This window comes from Aliiroseovarius sp. S1339 (assembly GCF_023195695.1).
Taxonomy (GTDB): Bacteria; Pseudomonadota; Alphaproteobacteria; order Rhodobacterales; family Rhodobacteraceae; genus Aliiroseovarius.
Map to the genome: position 1 here is coordinate 84,101 of NZ_JALPQG010000009.1, position 14,438 is coordinate 98,538.

Below are 14,438 nucleotides of genomic sequence, written 5' to 3' on the forward strand. Positions count from 1 at the left end.
CCATGGCCCCCATTCTTGAAATCCAGAACCTCTATAAGAACTATGGTCCGGTTGAGATCCTGAAGGACATCAACATCGCCATTGAACCGGGCGACTTCCTTGTGCTGGTTGGCCCGTCGGGTTGCGGCAAGTCAACGCTGCTAAACTGCATCGCGGGGCTTGAGCCGATCACCAGCGGCAAGCTGATGATTGACGGCACCGATATGACCGATGTCAGCCCCAAGGATCGCGACATTGCGATGGTGTTCCAATCCTACGCGCTTTACCCGACGATGACTGTCGCGAAGAACATCACCTTCGGTATGAAGGTGCGCGGCGTCGATCAAGCAACACAGGCGCGCAAACTGGACGAAGTGGCAACCCAGTTGCAGATCGAGCAATTGCTGCATCGCCGTCCCGGACAATTGTCGGGTGGTCAGCGGCAGCGGGTGGCCATGGGCCGCGCGCTGGTGCGCGATCCCAAGCTGTTCTTGTTTGACGAACCCCTGTCGAACCTCGACGCCAAACTGCGAGTTGAAATGCGGTCCGAGATCAAGAAGCTGCACCAGACCTTGGGCGCGACGATGGTTTACGTGACCCATGACCAGATCGAGGCGATGACGCTGGCCACCAAGATCGTGGTCCTGAAAGGCGGCGTGATCCAGCAGATCGGAACGCCTGCCGAGATCTATAACAAGCCCGCGAACCTGTTTGTGGCCGACTTCATGGGATCGCCCGCGATGAACCTGATCCCGGCCAAGGCGCGCGCGGGCGGCACGGGTGCGCAGATCGAGATTGCGCGTGGGACTGGCGCGCCGTTGGTTTTGACGGACCAAAACGCCCCATCCTTGCCCGAGGATGTAATCCTTGGTCTGCGCCCTGAAGACATCGCCGAAGCTGGGTTCCGTGCCGGTGTTGGCGTGCAGCAGGCATCGTGTCTGGTCGATATGGTCGAACCTGCGGGCGCTGACACATATGTTGTGTCAGAACTTGGCGGCAAACAGGTCACCGCACGTCTGCACGCGGAAACCGTGGCAACGCCGGGCGAGATGCTCGATCTGTCGATCGATATGAGCAAAGTGTCCTATTTCGCACCCGAAACCGGCCAGCGTCTGAACTGACCGATCAGCCGTTTTGAGGGTCTGCGTGGCGGCGATAAGCGGCGATCAGACCGACCAGCGTCAGGCCCGTTGCATCCAGGGAACGCACAGCGACCCCTTGCGCGGCTAACGCTGTTTGATAGGCCGCCGCCATGCCCGTTTCGCCCAGAACGACCACCTCTTGCCCCAGCCAATAGGGCTTTGCCGCTGCCAGCTCAGCCCCGATCAAAAGGGCGGACAGGCGCGCGCGGGCGGTGGCGGGCGGCAAGTCGTTCAACACCCCCTCGGCGCGCAGCGAAAACAGCTTGGCGGCAAGGTCGGCAGGGCGCGACATGGTATCAGCAAGGCCAGCGTCAAAGGCCGTTTGATCCCATTCATCGGTGGCGACCGCATGGCGCAGCGCCGACTGGCTGCTCAGCAAGGCGAACAACTCGCCGGTGATAAAGGTGCGAAAGCTGACAATCTCGCCCGCGCTGATATGGACCCATTTGGTGTGAGCGCCGGGCAGGCACAGGATGCCGTCAAAGTCAGGCTCGTGCGATAGAAAACCAGCGATCCGGGTTTCTTCGCCGCGCATGACGTCGGCAGGGGTCGTCTGTTTCACGCCGGGCAGGATGTGCATATCCAGCCCTTGCGTCTTGATCCGCGTCGCCTGCGCGATGTCGGGCGGTGGGCAGGGCACAGTCGCATAAGGGAGCGGCGTCTCGTCTCGCGGCGAGGCGTCCATCCCGCAGATGATCGTCGGCAAGGGCATGTCGGCTGGTACATTCGTTTGAATGTCTTGCAAAATGAGGATAATATCGACGCGCCTCGGGTCGCCCATATCCTTGTCGGTTGTGCGCTTTTCCAGCACTGCCCCCTCGGCGTCCATCAACCAGACATTCAGATGGGTTGCGCCCCAATCCACGGCGATCCAAGCGGGGTTTGACGCACCATCAAGATCGTGAAGTATGGGCTGTTTCATGGCTCTCTCGTATCACAAGGCGGGTTTTCTGCCGATAAGGTGTCCAGACATTCGCCTTTTCAGTTTGCAGGACAGTGCTGACATAACGCTTCCCTTGGCCTCGCGTAAAGTGCGCGCAGCCGGGTTTCACCAGTGCAGCCCCAGTCTGGAGCTCTGTCCCCATCCGCGTCGAAAGGGCTGGCGAGCGTACACAGTCCGTCGCATAGTGCGGCGCAGAAAACGCAACAAGGAACCCGAGTTGATCCCCGATTGTTTCAGGCAGGATATCACAAGCACTGTGACGGTCCCCGGTGACGGCATGTCCGCCGCAGGCAGCGCCGCTGCGAAGGCGGTCGCCTCGGTTCTGCGCGCGCTTGGCAAGGGTGAAAGTTTGGCGGTGACGCCATCGGGGCCGTTTACTGCCGAGGTCGCAGGCGGCGCGCAATGGCTGATGGTTCAAACTGCAGGCTCAACCGGTGCGCCCAAAACCATACGGCGCAGCCCCGCGTCTTGGATTGCCAGTTTCGAGGTTACGCGCAACCACTTTGGTATCTCGGCCGACGCGCCCTATGCGGTTCTGGGTGCATTGGCGCATTCATTGACACTTTATGCCACGCTGGAAGCGCTGCATCTTGGCTGCGATCTGGCTGTGCTGACCGGATTGCGGCCGCGCACGCAGGTGGCGGCGATGCGCGATCTGCGGGTTCAGGTCCTGTATGCGACGCCGACTCAATTGCGGCTGTTGGTCGGGTCCAACAGCAAACCGGTTGAGTCCGTCCGTTGGATATTCAGCGGGGGCGGTAAACTTGACGCCCAGACCCGCGCGCAGTTGCACGAGGTTTTTCCCAACGCTGCCGTGCATGAATTCTTTGGCGCGACTGAGACGAGCTTTATGACGATAGGCGATGCCGCGACGCCTGCCGGGTCCGTCGGTCGCGCCTATCCCGGGGTCGATCTGCGCGTCCTTGACCCGCAAGGTGCCGCCACGAACGACGTGGGCGAGATCTGGGTCAAAAGCCCCTATTTATTCGACGGCTATGTTGACCGGGCCAGCGCCGATACAAGTTGGCAGGACGGCTATCTTTCGATCGGAGAGATGGGGCAGTTGGACAAAGCGGGCAATCTGACGGTTCTGGGCCGCAAAAACCGGATGGTGACGGTGGCCGATCACAATGTCTTTCCCGAGGCGATTGAGGCGCAGCTACAATTCCTGCCAAATGTTGAGAAATGCGTAGTATTGCCGGTGTTAGACGCCAAAAGAGGACATCGAATTGTTGTAATAGTGCAAGGCCCGCGGGACGATGTGCTTGCTCAAAATATAACCGAAACCTGCCGTACTGCGCTGGGCACTCATGCAACGCCGCGACGAATTGTGTTCGTCGACAAGCTGCCCTTGCTGGGCGCGGGAAAGCCGGATCTGTTGCAGTTGGCAAAGATGTTAGAGCAGCCTGTATGACCCATGCCGTCATCATCGCAGCTCGACGCACCCCGGTCATGGCCCGCGACGGGGCGTTTGCGGCTTGCGAAATCCACGATCTTGCCGCCCCGCTTATTCAAGCCGTGTTGGAGGACGCCGGACTTGCCCCGCAGGATATCGGCGAACTGATCCTGTCCAACACTTTGGGCGCGGGCGGAAATCCCGCCCGGCGCGCGGTACTGGCGGCTGGATTGCCGCAAAGCGTCGCGGGGCTGACGATTGATCGCCAGTGCTGTGGTGGGTTGGATGCGATCATATTGGCGCAAGCGATGGTCATGTCGGGCCAGCATGATGTGGTCATTGCTGGTGGGGCCGAAAGCTATTCGCGCCGCCCGCTTCGGTCACGAACCTTCGCCGATGGTCGCCCGCCCGAACCTTATGATCAGGCGCCATTTACGCCTTGGGCCGACATTGATCCCCACATGGCAGATGCGGCCGATGCTCTGGGTAAACAGTTGGGGATCACACGCCAAGCGCAGGACGAATGGGCCATCCAAAGCCACGCAAAAGCATCCCAATGGCAAGCGCCTGATACCCCGCCCGAGATCGTGCCGTTGCTGGGGAAAACACGCGATGGCTTTGCCCGCAGGCTGACTCCACAACTGTGCGCGCGTGCGCCCGTGGTGTCGGGCGATATCACTGCGGCCAACATGGCGGTTGCGGCGGATGGGGCGGCGTTCTGTCTGGTGGTTTCGGACCGGGTGGCGGGGCGCTTGTCCTGCCCGTCCGTGGACATCCTGTCCGGCATAACGCTCGCGGGCGATCCGATATTGCCCGGTCTGGCACCGGTCGAAGCGATCAAGAAGGCGCTTGGCGCAGCCCGGTTGACGACTGATGACCTGGCGCTCGCCGAAATCATGGAAGCCTTCGCTGTTCAGGCCATTGCGTGTCAGCAGGGTGCGGGGATCGCCCGCGAGGTCGTGAACCAAAGCGGCGGTGGCTTGGCGCGCGGCCATCCGATCGGGGCGTCAGGTGCCATCCTTGCGGTGCGCTTGTTTCACGAATTGCAGGCGCAGGGCGGGGCAGGGCTTGGTGCCATTGCGGCCGCCGGTGGCCTTGGCACGGCTTTGGTATTGCGCGCGCGTTAAGCGCATCAAGCGGGGGTGCGGATCAATCAAACCCGTTGAAGGTGGTAAACTCTTCCAATGGTGCGCGTTCGGTGCGGAACTGGTTTTCCGGCGCGGATGCGTCAGCCACACCGACCGCAATGCCGCAGACCACAAGCTCGTTGTCCGGCAGGTTCAGATGGCTGTGCACAACCGGGCCGTAACTGGCCAGCGCCCCAATGCCAGTCGCGCCAAAACCCTGATCCTCGGCGGACAGTAGAAACGACATCAGCGACATTCCCAGATCCATGAAGCATCCTTTGCCCATATCCCGGCGGATGGTGACCACGATTCCGACAGGGGCGTCGAAAAAGGCATAGTTGCGCGCAAACTGCGCCCGCCGCCCGGCCACGTCGCGCCGCCCGATACCCAGTGCTTGATACAGGGCATAGCCCGCCGCCCGCTGACGGGCCTTCAACTCCGGCGGCATGGGGGTCGGGAAATAGGAATATTCGGTCGATGCTGGCGTGCCGTTATCCTGCGCGTGGTGCAAGGTCGTGACCAGTCTGTCCAGCGGCGCACCGCTCAGGACGTGAAACTGCCCGGGTTGCAGGTTTGCCCCGCTGGGGGCGCGGCGTGCGGCGCGGCACATGCGTTCGATCGCCGCGCGCGGCACTGGGTCAGTTGTGAATGCGCGCGTAGAGCGGCGCGATTGCAGCAGGCTTTCAAAAGAGCGGGTCATCAGGCACCAGAAGTTGTCATCTGCTCTTGGTAAATGATCCCAACTGCGGGGTCCATGCACCGTCGCTGCCAAGTGATGTGCGGCCTAGACCCCCCGCTGCTTCCGTAACGTTAGTTCAGTGCAATCGCATAGATTCTCTGCAAATCGGCGAGGTTTCATCGCGAATGCCGCCCCCAAGACGCTGCGCGAAAGATTGTTAGCGAAAAACATTGCCTGGCTTTACAAATCATGCGGGATGACATTCACAGGCAAATACCAGCATTTCTATAGGAATTTCCCCAATTCAGTAAAAAATTTACAATAATCCACTAGAGCAGTTAAACAAATTTACAGAAAAATTGTTGTTTGGCGCAGGGTTGTCCCACTATTTTCACCAACAATGGAAACTGTGCTGTTAACTCGACCAGTTTTCATGGACCGTGCACGCCGCGCGATCCGGAGGAAATATTGGGAGGACCATGCATGTCGTTGGAAACCACGGCCGACAAAACTTATGCCCCGTCAGCAGAATTTGTCGCGAACGCTCATATTGATGCTGCGAAATACAAAGAGATGTATGCCGCTTCGGTGAATGACCCAGAAGCGTTCTGGTCCGATCAGATGACCCGCCTGACGTGGTCAAAGACCCCAACCAAGATCAAGAACACGACGTTCAAACACCCGGACGTGTCGATCAAGTGGTTCGAAGATGGCGAATTGAACGTCTCGGAAAACTGCATCGACCGCCACCTTGAAACGCGCGGCGATCAGGTCGCGATCATCTGGGAATCCGACGATCCCAACCTCGACAAGAAAATCACCTATCGCGAGCTCCATGAAAACGTGTCGAAGCTGGCCAACGTGATGAAGGGCATGGGTGTCAAGAAAGGCGACCGTGTTATTCTTTATCTTCCGATGATCCCCGAGGCCGCGTATTCGATGCTGGCCTGCGCGCGTATCGGCGCGATCCATTCGATCGTCTTTGCCGGTTTCTCGCCCGAAGCATTGGCGGCGCGCGTTGCGGGTTGTGAGGCGTCGCTGGTCATCACCGCCGATGAAGCGCCGCGTGGCGGGCGTAACACGCCCCTGAAAACCAATGTGGATGCGGCGCTGGATCATGGTGATCTTGGCAAGACGCCAGTTCTGGTGGTCGAGCGCACGGGTGGCGATGTGCCGATGGTTGCGGGTCGTGATCACTCCTATGCCGCGGCGATGGCAGGTGCGTCTGCTGATTGCCCGGCCGAGCAGATGAATTCGGAAGACCCGCTGTTCATCCTGTATACGTCGGGCTCGACGGGCCAGCCGAAAGGTGTTGAGCACTGTTCAGGCGGCTATCTGCTGTATGCGGCGATGACCCATGAGTATGTGTTCGATTATCACGAAGGCGATGTCTATTGGTGCACGGCCGATGTGGGCTGGGTCACAGGCCACAGCTATATCGTCTATGGCCCCTTGGCCAACGGTGCGACCACGGTGATGTTCGAAGGTGTGCCGACCTACCCGGATGCGGGCCGGTTCTGGGCCGTGTGCGAAAAGCACAAGGTCAACCAGTTCTACACCGCGCCCACCGCGATCCGTGCCCTGATGGCACGTGGCGAAGAGTTCGTCACCAAATACGATCTATCCGACCTCAAGGTGCTGGGCACAGTGGGAGAGCCGATCAACCCCGAAGCGTGGAATTGGTACAATGATATCGTCGGCAAAGGGACCTGCCCCATCGTGGATACGTGGTGGCAGACGGAAACCGGTGGTCACCTTCTGACCCCGCTGCCCGGCGCGACCGCGACCAAACCCGGTTCGGCCACCACGCCCTTCTTTGGCGTGCAGCCCGTCATTCTTGAACCCACCACGGGCGAAGAGATTACCACAACCGAAGCCGAAGGCGTGTTGTGCATGAAAGACAGCTGGCCCGGCCAGATGCGCACCATCTACGGGGATCACGAGCGTTTCGTCGCCACCTATTTCTCGGACTACAAGGGCTATTATTTCACTGGTGACGGCTGTCGCCGCGACGCGGATGGCTATTACTGGATCACCGGTCGTGTGGACGACGTGATCAACGTATCGGGTCACCGCATGGGCACTGCCGAAGTCGAAAGCGCATTGGCCGCACATGCCAAAGTGTCCGAAGCCGCTGTTGTAGGCTTCCCGCATGACATCAAAGGGCAGGGCATCTATTGCTACGTCACTCTGATGGACGGCGAGGAATATACCGACGAGTTGAAAACCGAGCTTCGCAACTGGGTCCGTCAGGAAATCGGCCCAATTGCCAGCCCTGATCACATCCAGTGGGCGCCGGGCTTGCCGAAAACCCGTTCGGGCAAGATCATGCGCCGCATTCTGCGCAAGATCGCCGAAGATGATTTCGGCGCGCTGGGCGACACCTCGACACTGGCCGACCCGTCAGTGGTTGACGATCTGATCGACAACCGTTTGAAAAAGGGTGACGCATGATGGACGCTGCAAGCGCCAAGACCGCGGCACCCGTATTGATCCTTCTTGGCCCTCCGGGCGCCGGGAAGGGCACGCAAGCGCGCATGTTGGAAGAGAAGTTTGGCCTTGTGCAATTGTCCACCGGCGACCTGCTGCGTGCGGCAGTGGCTGCGGGCACAGATGCCGGCAAAGCTGCGAAAGCGGTGATGGAGGCAGGCGACCTTGTTTCAGACGAGATTGTTATCGCCATTCTGCGTGACCGATTGGCCGACGAGGATTGCGCCCAAGGCGTCATTCTGGACGGCTTCCCACGCACCACCGTACAGGCACAGGCGCTGGATGCGTTGTTGGCCGAAGGTGGTCAGAAAATCAACGCAGCCGTCAGCCTAGAGGTGGACGACGCCGCGATGGTGACCCGGATTTCCGGCCGCTATACCTGCGGTGATTGCGGTGAAGGGTATCACGACGAGTTTAAGCAACCCCTGCAATCCGGGGTTTGCGACAAATGCGTCGGCACGGCAATGAAACGCCGGGCCGACGATAATGCCGAAACCGTGGGAAGCCGTCTTGTGGCTTACCACGAACAAACGGCACCGCTCATTGCCTATTACAAGGGCAAGGGCAGCCTGAAAACGGTCAACGCGATGCTGGGCATCGACGAGATCGCAGGCAATCTTAGCGCAATCGTTGAGGACGCGATTGCATAAGAAAGGGACAGGCGGGGCTGCATGAGCACCCTGTCACCGGAACGATAGGGAGGTGGCTTCATGGCCGAAAACTCATCCAAATCTGCATATTGGTCAGCCAATGTGCGCATTATCATGATCAGCCTAGTCATATGGGCGATCGTATCATTCGGGTTCGGCATTCTGCTGCGCCCAATGCTGTCGGGCATCGCCGTAGGCGGTACCGATTTGGGCTTCTGGTTTGCTCAGCAGGGGTCGATTATCGTCTTCCTCATTCTGATTTTTAACTACGCCTGGCGCATGAACAAGCTCGACCGTGAACACGGCGTCGACGAAGAGTAAGGGAGAAACACATGGATCAGTTTACGATCAACCTGCTGTTTGTTGGTGCGAGTTTCGCGCTTTACATCGGCATTGCTATTTGGGCCCGCGCGGGCTCAACCTCGGAATTCTACGCCGCTGGGCGTGGTGTTCACCCCGTCACCAACGGTATGGCAACGGCGGCTGACTGGATGTCGGCGGCCTCGTTCATTTCGATGGCTGGCCTTATCGCCTTCACTGGCTACGACAACTCGACCTTCCTGATGGGTTGGACTGGCGGCTATGTGCTGCTGGCCCTGCTGCTTGCGCCTTACCTGCGTAAGTTCGGCAAATACACCGTTTCGGAATTCATCGGGGATCGTTTCTACAGTCAGACAGCCCGTATCGTGGCTGTTGTCTGTCTGATCGTTGCCTCGACGACGTATGTTATCGGTCAGATGACCGGCGTTGGCGTGGCCTTCGGTCGCTTCCTTGAGGTGGACAATACCACTGGCCTTCTGATCGGTGCTGCGGTTGTGTTCGCTTATGCCGTTTTCGGCGGCATGAAGGGTGTGACCTATACGCAGGTGGCTCAGTATGTCGTGTTGATCATGGCCTACACCATTCCGGCCATCTTCATCTCGCTGCAGCTGACAGGCAACCCGATCCCGGCCCTTGGCCTGTTCGGCGACCACGTTGCTTCGGGTGAGCCGCTTTTGGCGAAACTGGACGCGATTGTGCGCGAACTGGGCTTCAACGAATACACAGCACACCACTCTGACACCTTGAACATGGTCCTGTTCACCTTGTCGCTGATGATTGGTACGGCAGGTCTGCCGCACGTCATTATGCGCTTCTTCACTGTTCCCAAAGTGTCCGACGCGCGTTGGTCCGCTGGTTGGGCTTTGGTGTTCATCGCACTGCTTTACCTGACAGCCCCGGCTGTTGGTGCAATGGCGCGTCTGAACATCTCGGAAATGATGTGGCCCAATGGAGGCATCGACGGTGGTGCCGTGACCGTGCAACAGATCGAAGAAGATCAACGGTATGACTGGATGGCCACATGGCAGAAAACCGGCCTTCTGGGTTGGGAAGACAAGAACGGCGATGGTGCGATCCAGTACTATAACGATGCCAACGCTGATCTTCAGGCAATCGCTGCTGAAAAAGGTTGGGCCGGTAACGAGCTGACCAACTTCAACCGCGACATTCTGGTTCTGGCTAACCCCGAGATTGCCAACCTTCCTGGTTGGGTGATCGGCCTAGTTGCAGCTGGTGGTCTTGCCGCCGCGCTGTCGACTGCTGCTGGTCTGCTTCTGGCAATTTCCTCGGCTGTGTCACATGACCTGATCAAAGGATCGTTTAATCCGGGCATCTCGGAAAAAGGCGAACTTATGTCAGCACGTGTTGCCATGGCCGTTGCGATTGTGGTTGCAACCTATCTGGGCCTTAACCCTCCGGGCTTCGCCGCGCAGACTGTGGCTTTGGCCTTTGGTCTGGCTGCTGCGTCGATCTTCCCGGCACTGATGATGGGCATCTTCTCGACCAAGGTGAACAACAGCGGCGCTGTTGCTGGTATGTTGGCTGGTCTGACCGTGACGTTGCTGTACATCTTCCTGCACAAAGGTTGGTTCTTTATTCCTGACACAAACAGCTTCACAGATGCGGATCCGCTTCTGGGAACGATCAAATCGACTTCGTTCGGTGCGATCGGTGCGATGATCAACTTCGCCGTTGCTTATACTGTGTCCGGTATGACCAAACCGACGCCCGACCACATCCGTGAGCTGGTGGAAAGCGTTCGCGTTCCGCGCGGCGCCGGTGCGGCACAGAGCAAGTAAAAGGCTTGGGCGGGTGCTCCATGCGGGCCCCCGCCCCCTTTCAATCCTGTCCCGTCCGGTGCACACCGGGCGGGACATTTCTTTTCAGTAAAGGCGCAGTTGAATGCCGTTGACCCAGGATCAAATCCTCCGTTTTTTGCAATCCGTGCATCCCTATGACGTGTTGCCCCAGGACGTTCTCAGCGCGCTTGCCGCCCAGATCGAGCCGCGCGCGGCTTCGGCGGGTGACACTATCTACGCGCTGGGCACCAAACTGCCCGGTATCTTCATCATCCATCAAGGCGAGGTTGAGGTCACAGACGAAAACGGCGAAACCGTCAGCCAACTTGGTGTGCGCAATTCATTCGGTGAACGCGGCCTTCTGCGCGACGGTAAAGCGGTCACAGAAACCCGCGCGACGACCGATGCGACCCTGTTGATTCTACCCGCCAAAGCCTTCCGCGCCCTGATGGCCAAGCATGACCCTGTGCGCCGTTTCTTTGACCGCTCGCGCGCTGACAAGCCCAGCAAGCAGACCCGCCAAAGCCTTGCCACAACTCAAGTTGACACGTTCATGGCTCGCAACCCAATCACCTGTGCGCCCGACGCGACGGTGCGCGAGGCCGCGATCCTGATGCGCGACCATCGTGTGTCGTCGCTGTGCATGACCGACGGCGACAAGCTGACGGGCATCCTGACGATCCGCGATATGTCCGGCAAAGTGCTGGCCGAAGCACTGCCGACGGATACACCTGTATCTGCCGTCATGACGTCCAACCCCATCACCCTTGCGCCGTCTGCCATCGGGTCAGACGTGCTGCATGTGATGATGGAAAGGCGCATCGGCCATGTGCCCATTGTCGAAGGCGATAAGCTCGTTGGCATTGTCAGCCAGACGGACCTGACCCGGTTTCAGGCAGTCAGTTCGGCAGAACTGGTGCGCGAGATAGCACAGGCTGCCGACGCGCAGGAGATGTGCAAAGTCACCGCGCGCATTCCGCAACTTCTGCTTCAACTCGTTGCCGGTGGAAGCCCCCATCAGGTGGTGACCCGTTTGATCACCGATATCGCGGACACGGCCACGCGCCGTTTGGTCGCGTTGGCGGAAGAAAAGCTTGGCCCGGCCCCGGTTCCGTATCTGTGGCTTGCATGTGGAAGTCAGGGGCGGCAGGAACAAACCGGGGTGTCGGATCAGGACAATTGCCTGATCCTGTCCGACGACGTGACTGATGCGGACCGGGAAGGCTACTTCGCGGAACTGGCCAAGTTCGTCAGTGACGGATTGGACGCTTGCGGTTATTTCTATTGCCCCGGCGATATGATGGCGACCAACCCGCGTTGGTGCCAGCCGCTGTCGGTCTGGCGGAGGTATTTTGACGGCTGGATTTCCAAGCCCGTCCCCGAGGCACAGATGCTGGCCTCGGTCATGTTCGACCTGCGCGCCATCGCCGGCGACGCGCGATTGTTTGAAAACCTGCAATCCGACACATTGGCGATGGCGGCGAAAAACTCGATCTTCGTGGCGCACATGATTTCGAACGGTCTGAAGCACACGCCGCCGCTGGGATTGCTGCGCGGCTTTGCGACCATCCGGTCGGGTGAACACAAGAACCATCTGGATATGAAACATAATGGTGTGGTGCCGATTGTTGATCTGGGCCGGGTGTATGCACTGCAAGGTCAGTTGATCGAAGCGAACACGCGGGCCCGGCTTGAGGCTGCCATGAACGCCGGCATCGTTAGCCAGTCGGGCGGTCGGGATTTGCTGGACGCCTATGACCTGATCGCCGAGACGCGGCTTGAACATCAGGCGGAGCAGGTGAAGGCGGGGCAGGCACCTGACAACTACCTGTCGCCATCGGATCTTTCGGAGTTTGACCGTAGCCATCTGCGCGATGCATTTGTCGTGGTAAAATCAATGCAAAGTGCCATTGGGCACGGGCGCGGAATGTTGAGCTGACGCACAACGCGCGCAGGGAAGGATACTGAATGTTTTACGAAATTATCGCCACGCTGGTTTCAGCATTTGTCGGGGCCGGTTTGGTTTTGATTTTGAACAAGCTGACCCGTGGCAGGATGCCGAAATGGGCCATGCCAGTGGGCGCGGGGCTTGCCATGATCGTAACAACCGTCGCCACGGAATACGCCTGGTATGACCGCACGCGGGACCTTCTGCCTGAAGGTATGACCGTCGTGATGGAGGTTGAAAACCGGTCGCTTTACCGCCCCTGGACCTATGCGGTACCGTTTGTCGAACGGTTCGCGGCGCTGGATGAACAATCCCTGCGCACGCACGAAGCGCAGCCGTCTTTGCGGATGGTCGATTTGCTGTTCATGGGGCGATGGTCCGCGCCAGAAAAAATGGTCGTTCTGGGCGACTGCGCGGCGGGCAAACGCGCGCCGCTAATTGATGCGGTGGAATTTGACGCGTCCGGCCAAGTGTCCGGCGTCGATTGGGTCAAGGTACCCGCCACCGACCCCATCCTTACCGCTATCTGCAATCTAGAGGTGACATCATGAAAATCCTGACCACCCTGTCGTTACGCCTGCGAATCTTTCTGTTCTTCGCGCTCTTGGCTGTATCCGGGGTGGGTTTGGTGATGATAGCACTCGCGATTGGCTATGCGCGCGCGGGCACTGCGGGCATAGCGTCAGGTTTTGTGTTTTCAGCCGTGTTGTCCGGTTTTGGGCTGCTGGCGCTGTCTGCCGGTGTCTGGTTTTTGTTTGATGAAAACGTGGCCCGCCCGATCGAACGACTGGCGAGTGGCCTTAGGTCTCGCGCACACGCGGGCTCAGGGGGGGTCGATACCCACGCCGCGCGCTATTTGGGCGATCTTGCTCCGGCCGCCGAAGCGGTGTCAGAGCAGTTGATGAAATCGACAATGGATCAGGCCAGTATCGTTGCCTCAGAAACGGCGCGACTGTCCGCAGATAAGGCGCGCCTGACGGCCCTTTTGTCGGAAATTCCGGTGGCGATGGTGCTGGTTAACCCGGCGCACCAGATTGTTCTTTATGACACGCAGGCCGCAGGCGTGCTGTCGCAGGTCTGCCCGGCCCGGCTGAATGCCTCGATCTTTGACTATTTCCAGAAGGGTCCGTTCTTGGCGGCCTATGAAAAGATGATCTCGACCGGATTGGAGCAAAGTTTTTCTGATTTGGCTGCTGCCAATGGGTTAGAGTTCGACGCCCGTTTGAAACCGCTTGGCCCAGGCGAAGGCTATCTGGTCATCATCGACGAGGCGCACGCCAACATCGCCCCCGACCAAAGCCGCCCAGTGGTGTTCGACTTCGATCTGATGGAAGGTCAGGCCACTGACAATCTGATGGATATGCCGCTGAAAGACCTGACCTATGTCGTGTTCGATACCGAAACGACGGGGCTGCTACCGCACAAAGATGAGGTGGTTCAAATCGGCGCAGTGCGAGTGGTGAAGGAAAAAATCGTCCCCGGCGAGACGATCAATCAACTGGTCGATCCTGGGATGAAGATCTCGCCAGCGTCGACCAAGGTGCATGGCGTCAACAACGCGATGGTGGCCGGGCAGCCGAAGATCGACGTGGCTGGCAGACACCTGCATGACTTCGCGCGCGGCTCTGTTTTGGTGGCCCATAACGCGCCGTTCGACATGGCGTTCCTGCGGCGTCATGCCGAGGATTGCGGCGTCGAATGGACCCATCCCATTCTGGATACGGTCCTGTTGTCAGCCGTTCTGTATGGCACAACCGAGGTTCACACACTGGACGCACTGTGCGAGCGTCTGGGCGTGACGATCCCGCCTGAACTGCGTCACACCGCCCTTGGCGACGCCCATGCGACCGCCGAGGTGCTGTGCAAAATGCTTGCCATGCTGCATTCGCGCGGGATCGAGACCTTGGCGGGCGCGATTGCTGAGGCGAAGAAGCACAAGAGATTGTTGGAAGACCTGAACTAGT

General features: G+C 59.2%; 12 protein-coding genes. 10 read left to right on the forward strand and 2 right to left on the reverse strand.

What is annotated here, in order from left to right; all coding sequences use genetic code 11:
* Nucleotides 1-2: 2 nt before the first annotated feature.
* Nucleotides 3-1,100 carry a sn-glycerol-3-phosphate ABC transporter ATP-binding protein UgpC gene (ugpC, locus tag MUY35_RS14080; protein WP_248369692.1) on the forward strand — a complete coding sequence of 366 codons (1,098 nt, stop codon included), beginning with the start codon at nucleotides 3-5 and terminating at the stop codon, nucleotides 1,098-1,100.
* A 4-nt stretch (nucleotides 1,101-1,104) separates the two neighbouring features.
* Here ugpC and MUY35_RS14085 read toward each other — a convergent pair whose 3' ends face one another.
* Nucleotides 1,105-2,043, reverse strand: a complete 939-nt coding sequence (locus tag MUY35_RS14085; RefSeq protein ID WP_248369694.1) for a 2-dehydro-3-deoxygalactonokinase — start codon at nucleotides 2,041-2,043, stop codon at nucleotides 1,105-1,107.
* Nucleotides 2,044-2,281: 238 nt separating this feature from the next.
* Between MUY35_RS14085 and MUY35_RS14090 the strand changes: the two genes are divergently transcribed.
* The gene (locus MUY35_RS14090) at nucleotides 2,282-3,478 is read left to right on the forward strand and encodes an AMP-binding protein (protein ID WP_248369696.1); all 1,197 of its coding nucleotides are present in this window, start codon (nucleotides 2,282-2,284) and stop codon (nucleotides 3,476-3,478) included.
* Entirely contained in the window at nucleotides 3,475-4,587 is a 1,113-nt protein-coding gene (locus MUY35_RS14095) for a thiolase family protein (RefSeq protein WP_248369698.1), read from the forward strand. Before MUY35_RS14090 ends, MUY35_RS14095 begins: the two co-directional genes overlap by 4 nt.
* 22 nt (nucleotides 4,588-4,609) lie before the next feature.
* Here MUY35_RS14095 and MUY35_RS14100 read toward each other — a convergent pair whose 3' ends face one another.
* Nucleotides 4,610-5,287: a nitroreductase gene (locus MUY35_RS14100; protein WP_248369700.1), complete on the reverse strand. Its 678-nt coding sequence runs from the start codon at nucleotides 5,285-5,287 to the stop codon at nucleotides 4,610-4,612.
* Nucleotides 5,288-5,749: 462 nt separating this feature from the next.
* On the opposite strand from MUY35_RS14100, the gene acs reads away from it, so the two are divergent.
* From acs to MUY35_RS14135, 7 genes are all read left to right on the forward strand, one after another.
* A complete protein-coding gene (gene acs, locus MUY35_RS14105) occupies nucleotides 5,750-7,720 on the forward strand; it encodes an acetate--CoA ligase (protein ID WP_248369702.1) in 1,971 nt (656 codons plus the stop codon).
* Nucleotides 7,720-8,406: an adenylate kinase gene (locus MUY35_RS14110; protein ID WP_248369857.1), complete on the forward strand. Its 687-nt coding sequence runs from the start codon at nucleotides 7,720-7,722 to the stop codon at nucleotides 8,404-8,406. The genes acs and MUY35_RS14110 overlap by 1 nt, the downstream gene beginning before the upstream one ends.
* Nucleotides 8,407-8,466: 60 nt before the next feature.
* A complete protein-coding gene (locus tag MUY35_RS14115; protein ID WP_248369704.1) occupies nucleotides 8,467-8,727 on the forward strand; it encodes a DUF4212 domain-containing protein in 261 nt (86 codons plus the stop codon).
* An 11-nt stretch (nucleotides 8,728-8,738) separates the two neighbouring features.
* Nucleotides 8,739-10,526 carry a sodium:solute symporter family protein gene (locus tag MUY35_RS14120; protein WP_248369706.1) on the forward strand — a complete coding sequence of 596 codons (1,788 nt, stop codon included), beginning with the start codon at nucleotides 8,739-8,741 and terminating at the stop codon, nucleotides 10,524-10,526.
* Between the two features lie 103 nt (nucleotides 10,527-10,629).
* The gene (locus MUY35_RS14125) at nucleotides 10,630-12,465 is read left to right on the forward strand and encodes a DUF294 nucleotidyltransferase-like domain-containing protein (protein ID WP_248369708.1); all 1,836 of its coding nucleotides are present in this window, start codon (nucleotides 10,630-10,632) and stop codon (nucleotides 12,463-12,465) included.
* 29 nt (nucleotides 12,466-12,494) lie between these two features.
* Nucleotides 12,495-13,025: a hypothetical protein gene (locus tag MUY35_RS14130; RefSeq protein WP_248369710.1), complete on the forward strand. Its 531-nt coding sequence runs from the start codon at nucleotides 12,495-12,497 to the stop codon at nucleotides 13,023-13,025.
* Nucleotides 13,022-14,437: a 3'-5' exonuclease gene (locus tag MUY35_RS14135; RefSeq protein ID WP_282569306.1), complete on the forward strand. Its 1,416-nt coding sequence runs from the start codon at nucleotides 13,022-13,024 to the stop codon at nucleotides 14,435-14,437. Before MUY35_RS14130 ends, MUY35_RS14135 begins: the two co-directional genes overlap by 4 nt.
* Nucleotide 14,438: the final 1 nt, after the last annotated feature.

Bases quoted from the DNA above. Each gene is read 5' to 3' on its own strand.
- ugpC (WP_248369692.1), top strand. From the start codon at position 3: ATGGCCCCCATTCTTGAAATCCAGAACCTCTATAAGAACTATGGTCCG.
- MUY35_RS14085 (WP_248369694.1), bottom strand. From the start codon at position 2,043: ATGAAACAGCCCATACTTCACGATCTTGATGGTGCGTCAAACCCCGCT.
- MUY35_RS14095 (WP_248369698.1), top strand. From the start codon at position 3,475: ATGACCCATGCCGTCATCATCGCAGCTCGACGCACCCCGGTCATGGCC.
- MUY35_RS14100 (WP_248369700.1), bottom strand. From the start codon at position 5,287: ATGACCCGCTCTTTTGAAAGCCTGCTGCAATCGCGCCGCTCTACGCGC.
- acs (WP_248369702.1), top strand. From the start codon at position 5,750: ATGTCGTTGGAAACCACGGCCGACAAAACTTATGCCCCGTCAGCAGAA.
- MUY35_RS14110 (WP_248369857.1), top strand. From the start codon at position 7,720: ATGGACGCTGCAAGCGCCAAGACCGCGGCACCCGTATTGATCCTTCTT.
- MUY35_RS14115 (WP_248369704.1), top strand. From the start codon at position 8,467: ATGGCCGAAAACTCATCCAAATCTGCATATTGGTCAGCCAATGTGCGC.
- MUY35_RS14120 (WP_248369706.1), top strand. From the start codon at position 8,739: ATGGATCAGTTTACGATCAACCTGCTGTTTGTTGGTGCGAGTTTCGCG.
- MUY35_RS14125 (WP_248369708.1), top strand. From the start codon at position 10,630: ATGCCGTTGACCCAGGATCAAATCCTCCGTTTTTTGCAATCCGTGCAT.
- MUY35_RS14130 (WP_248369710.1), top strand. From the start codon at position 12,495: ATGTTTTACGAAATTATCGCCACGCTGGTTTCAGCATTTGTCGGGGCC.
- MUY35_RS14135 (WP_282569306.1), top strand. From the start codon at position 13,022: ATGAAAATCCTGACCACCCTGTCGTTACGCCTGCGAATCTTTCTGTTC.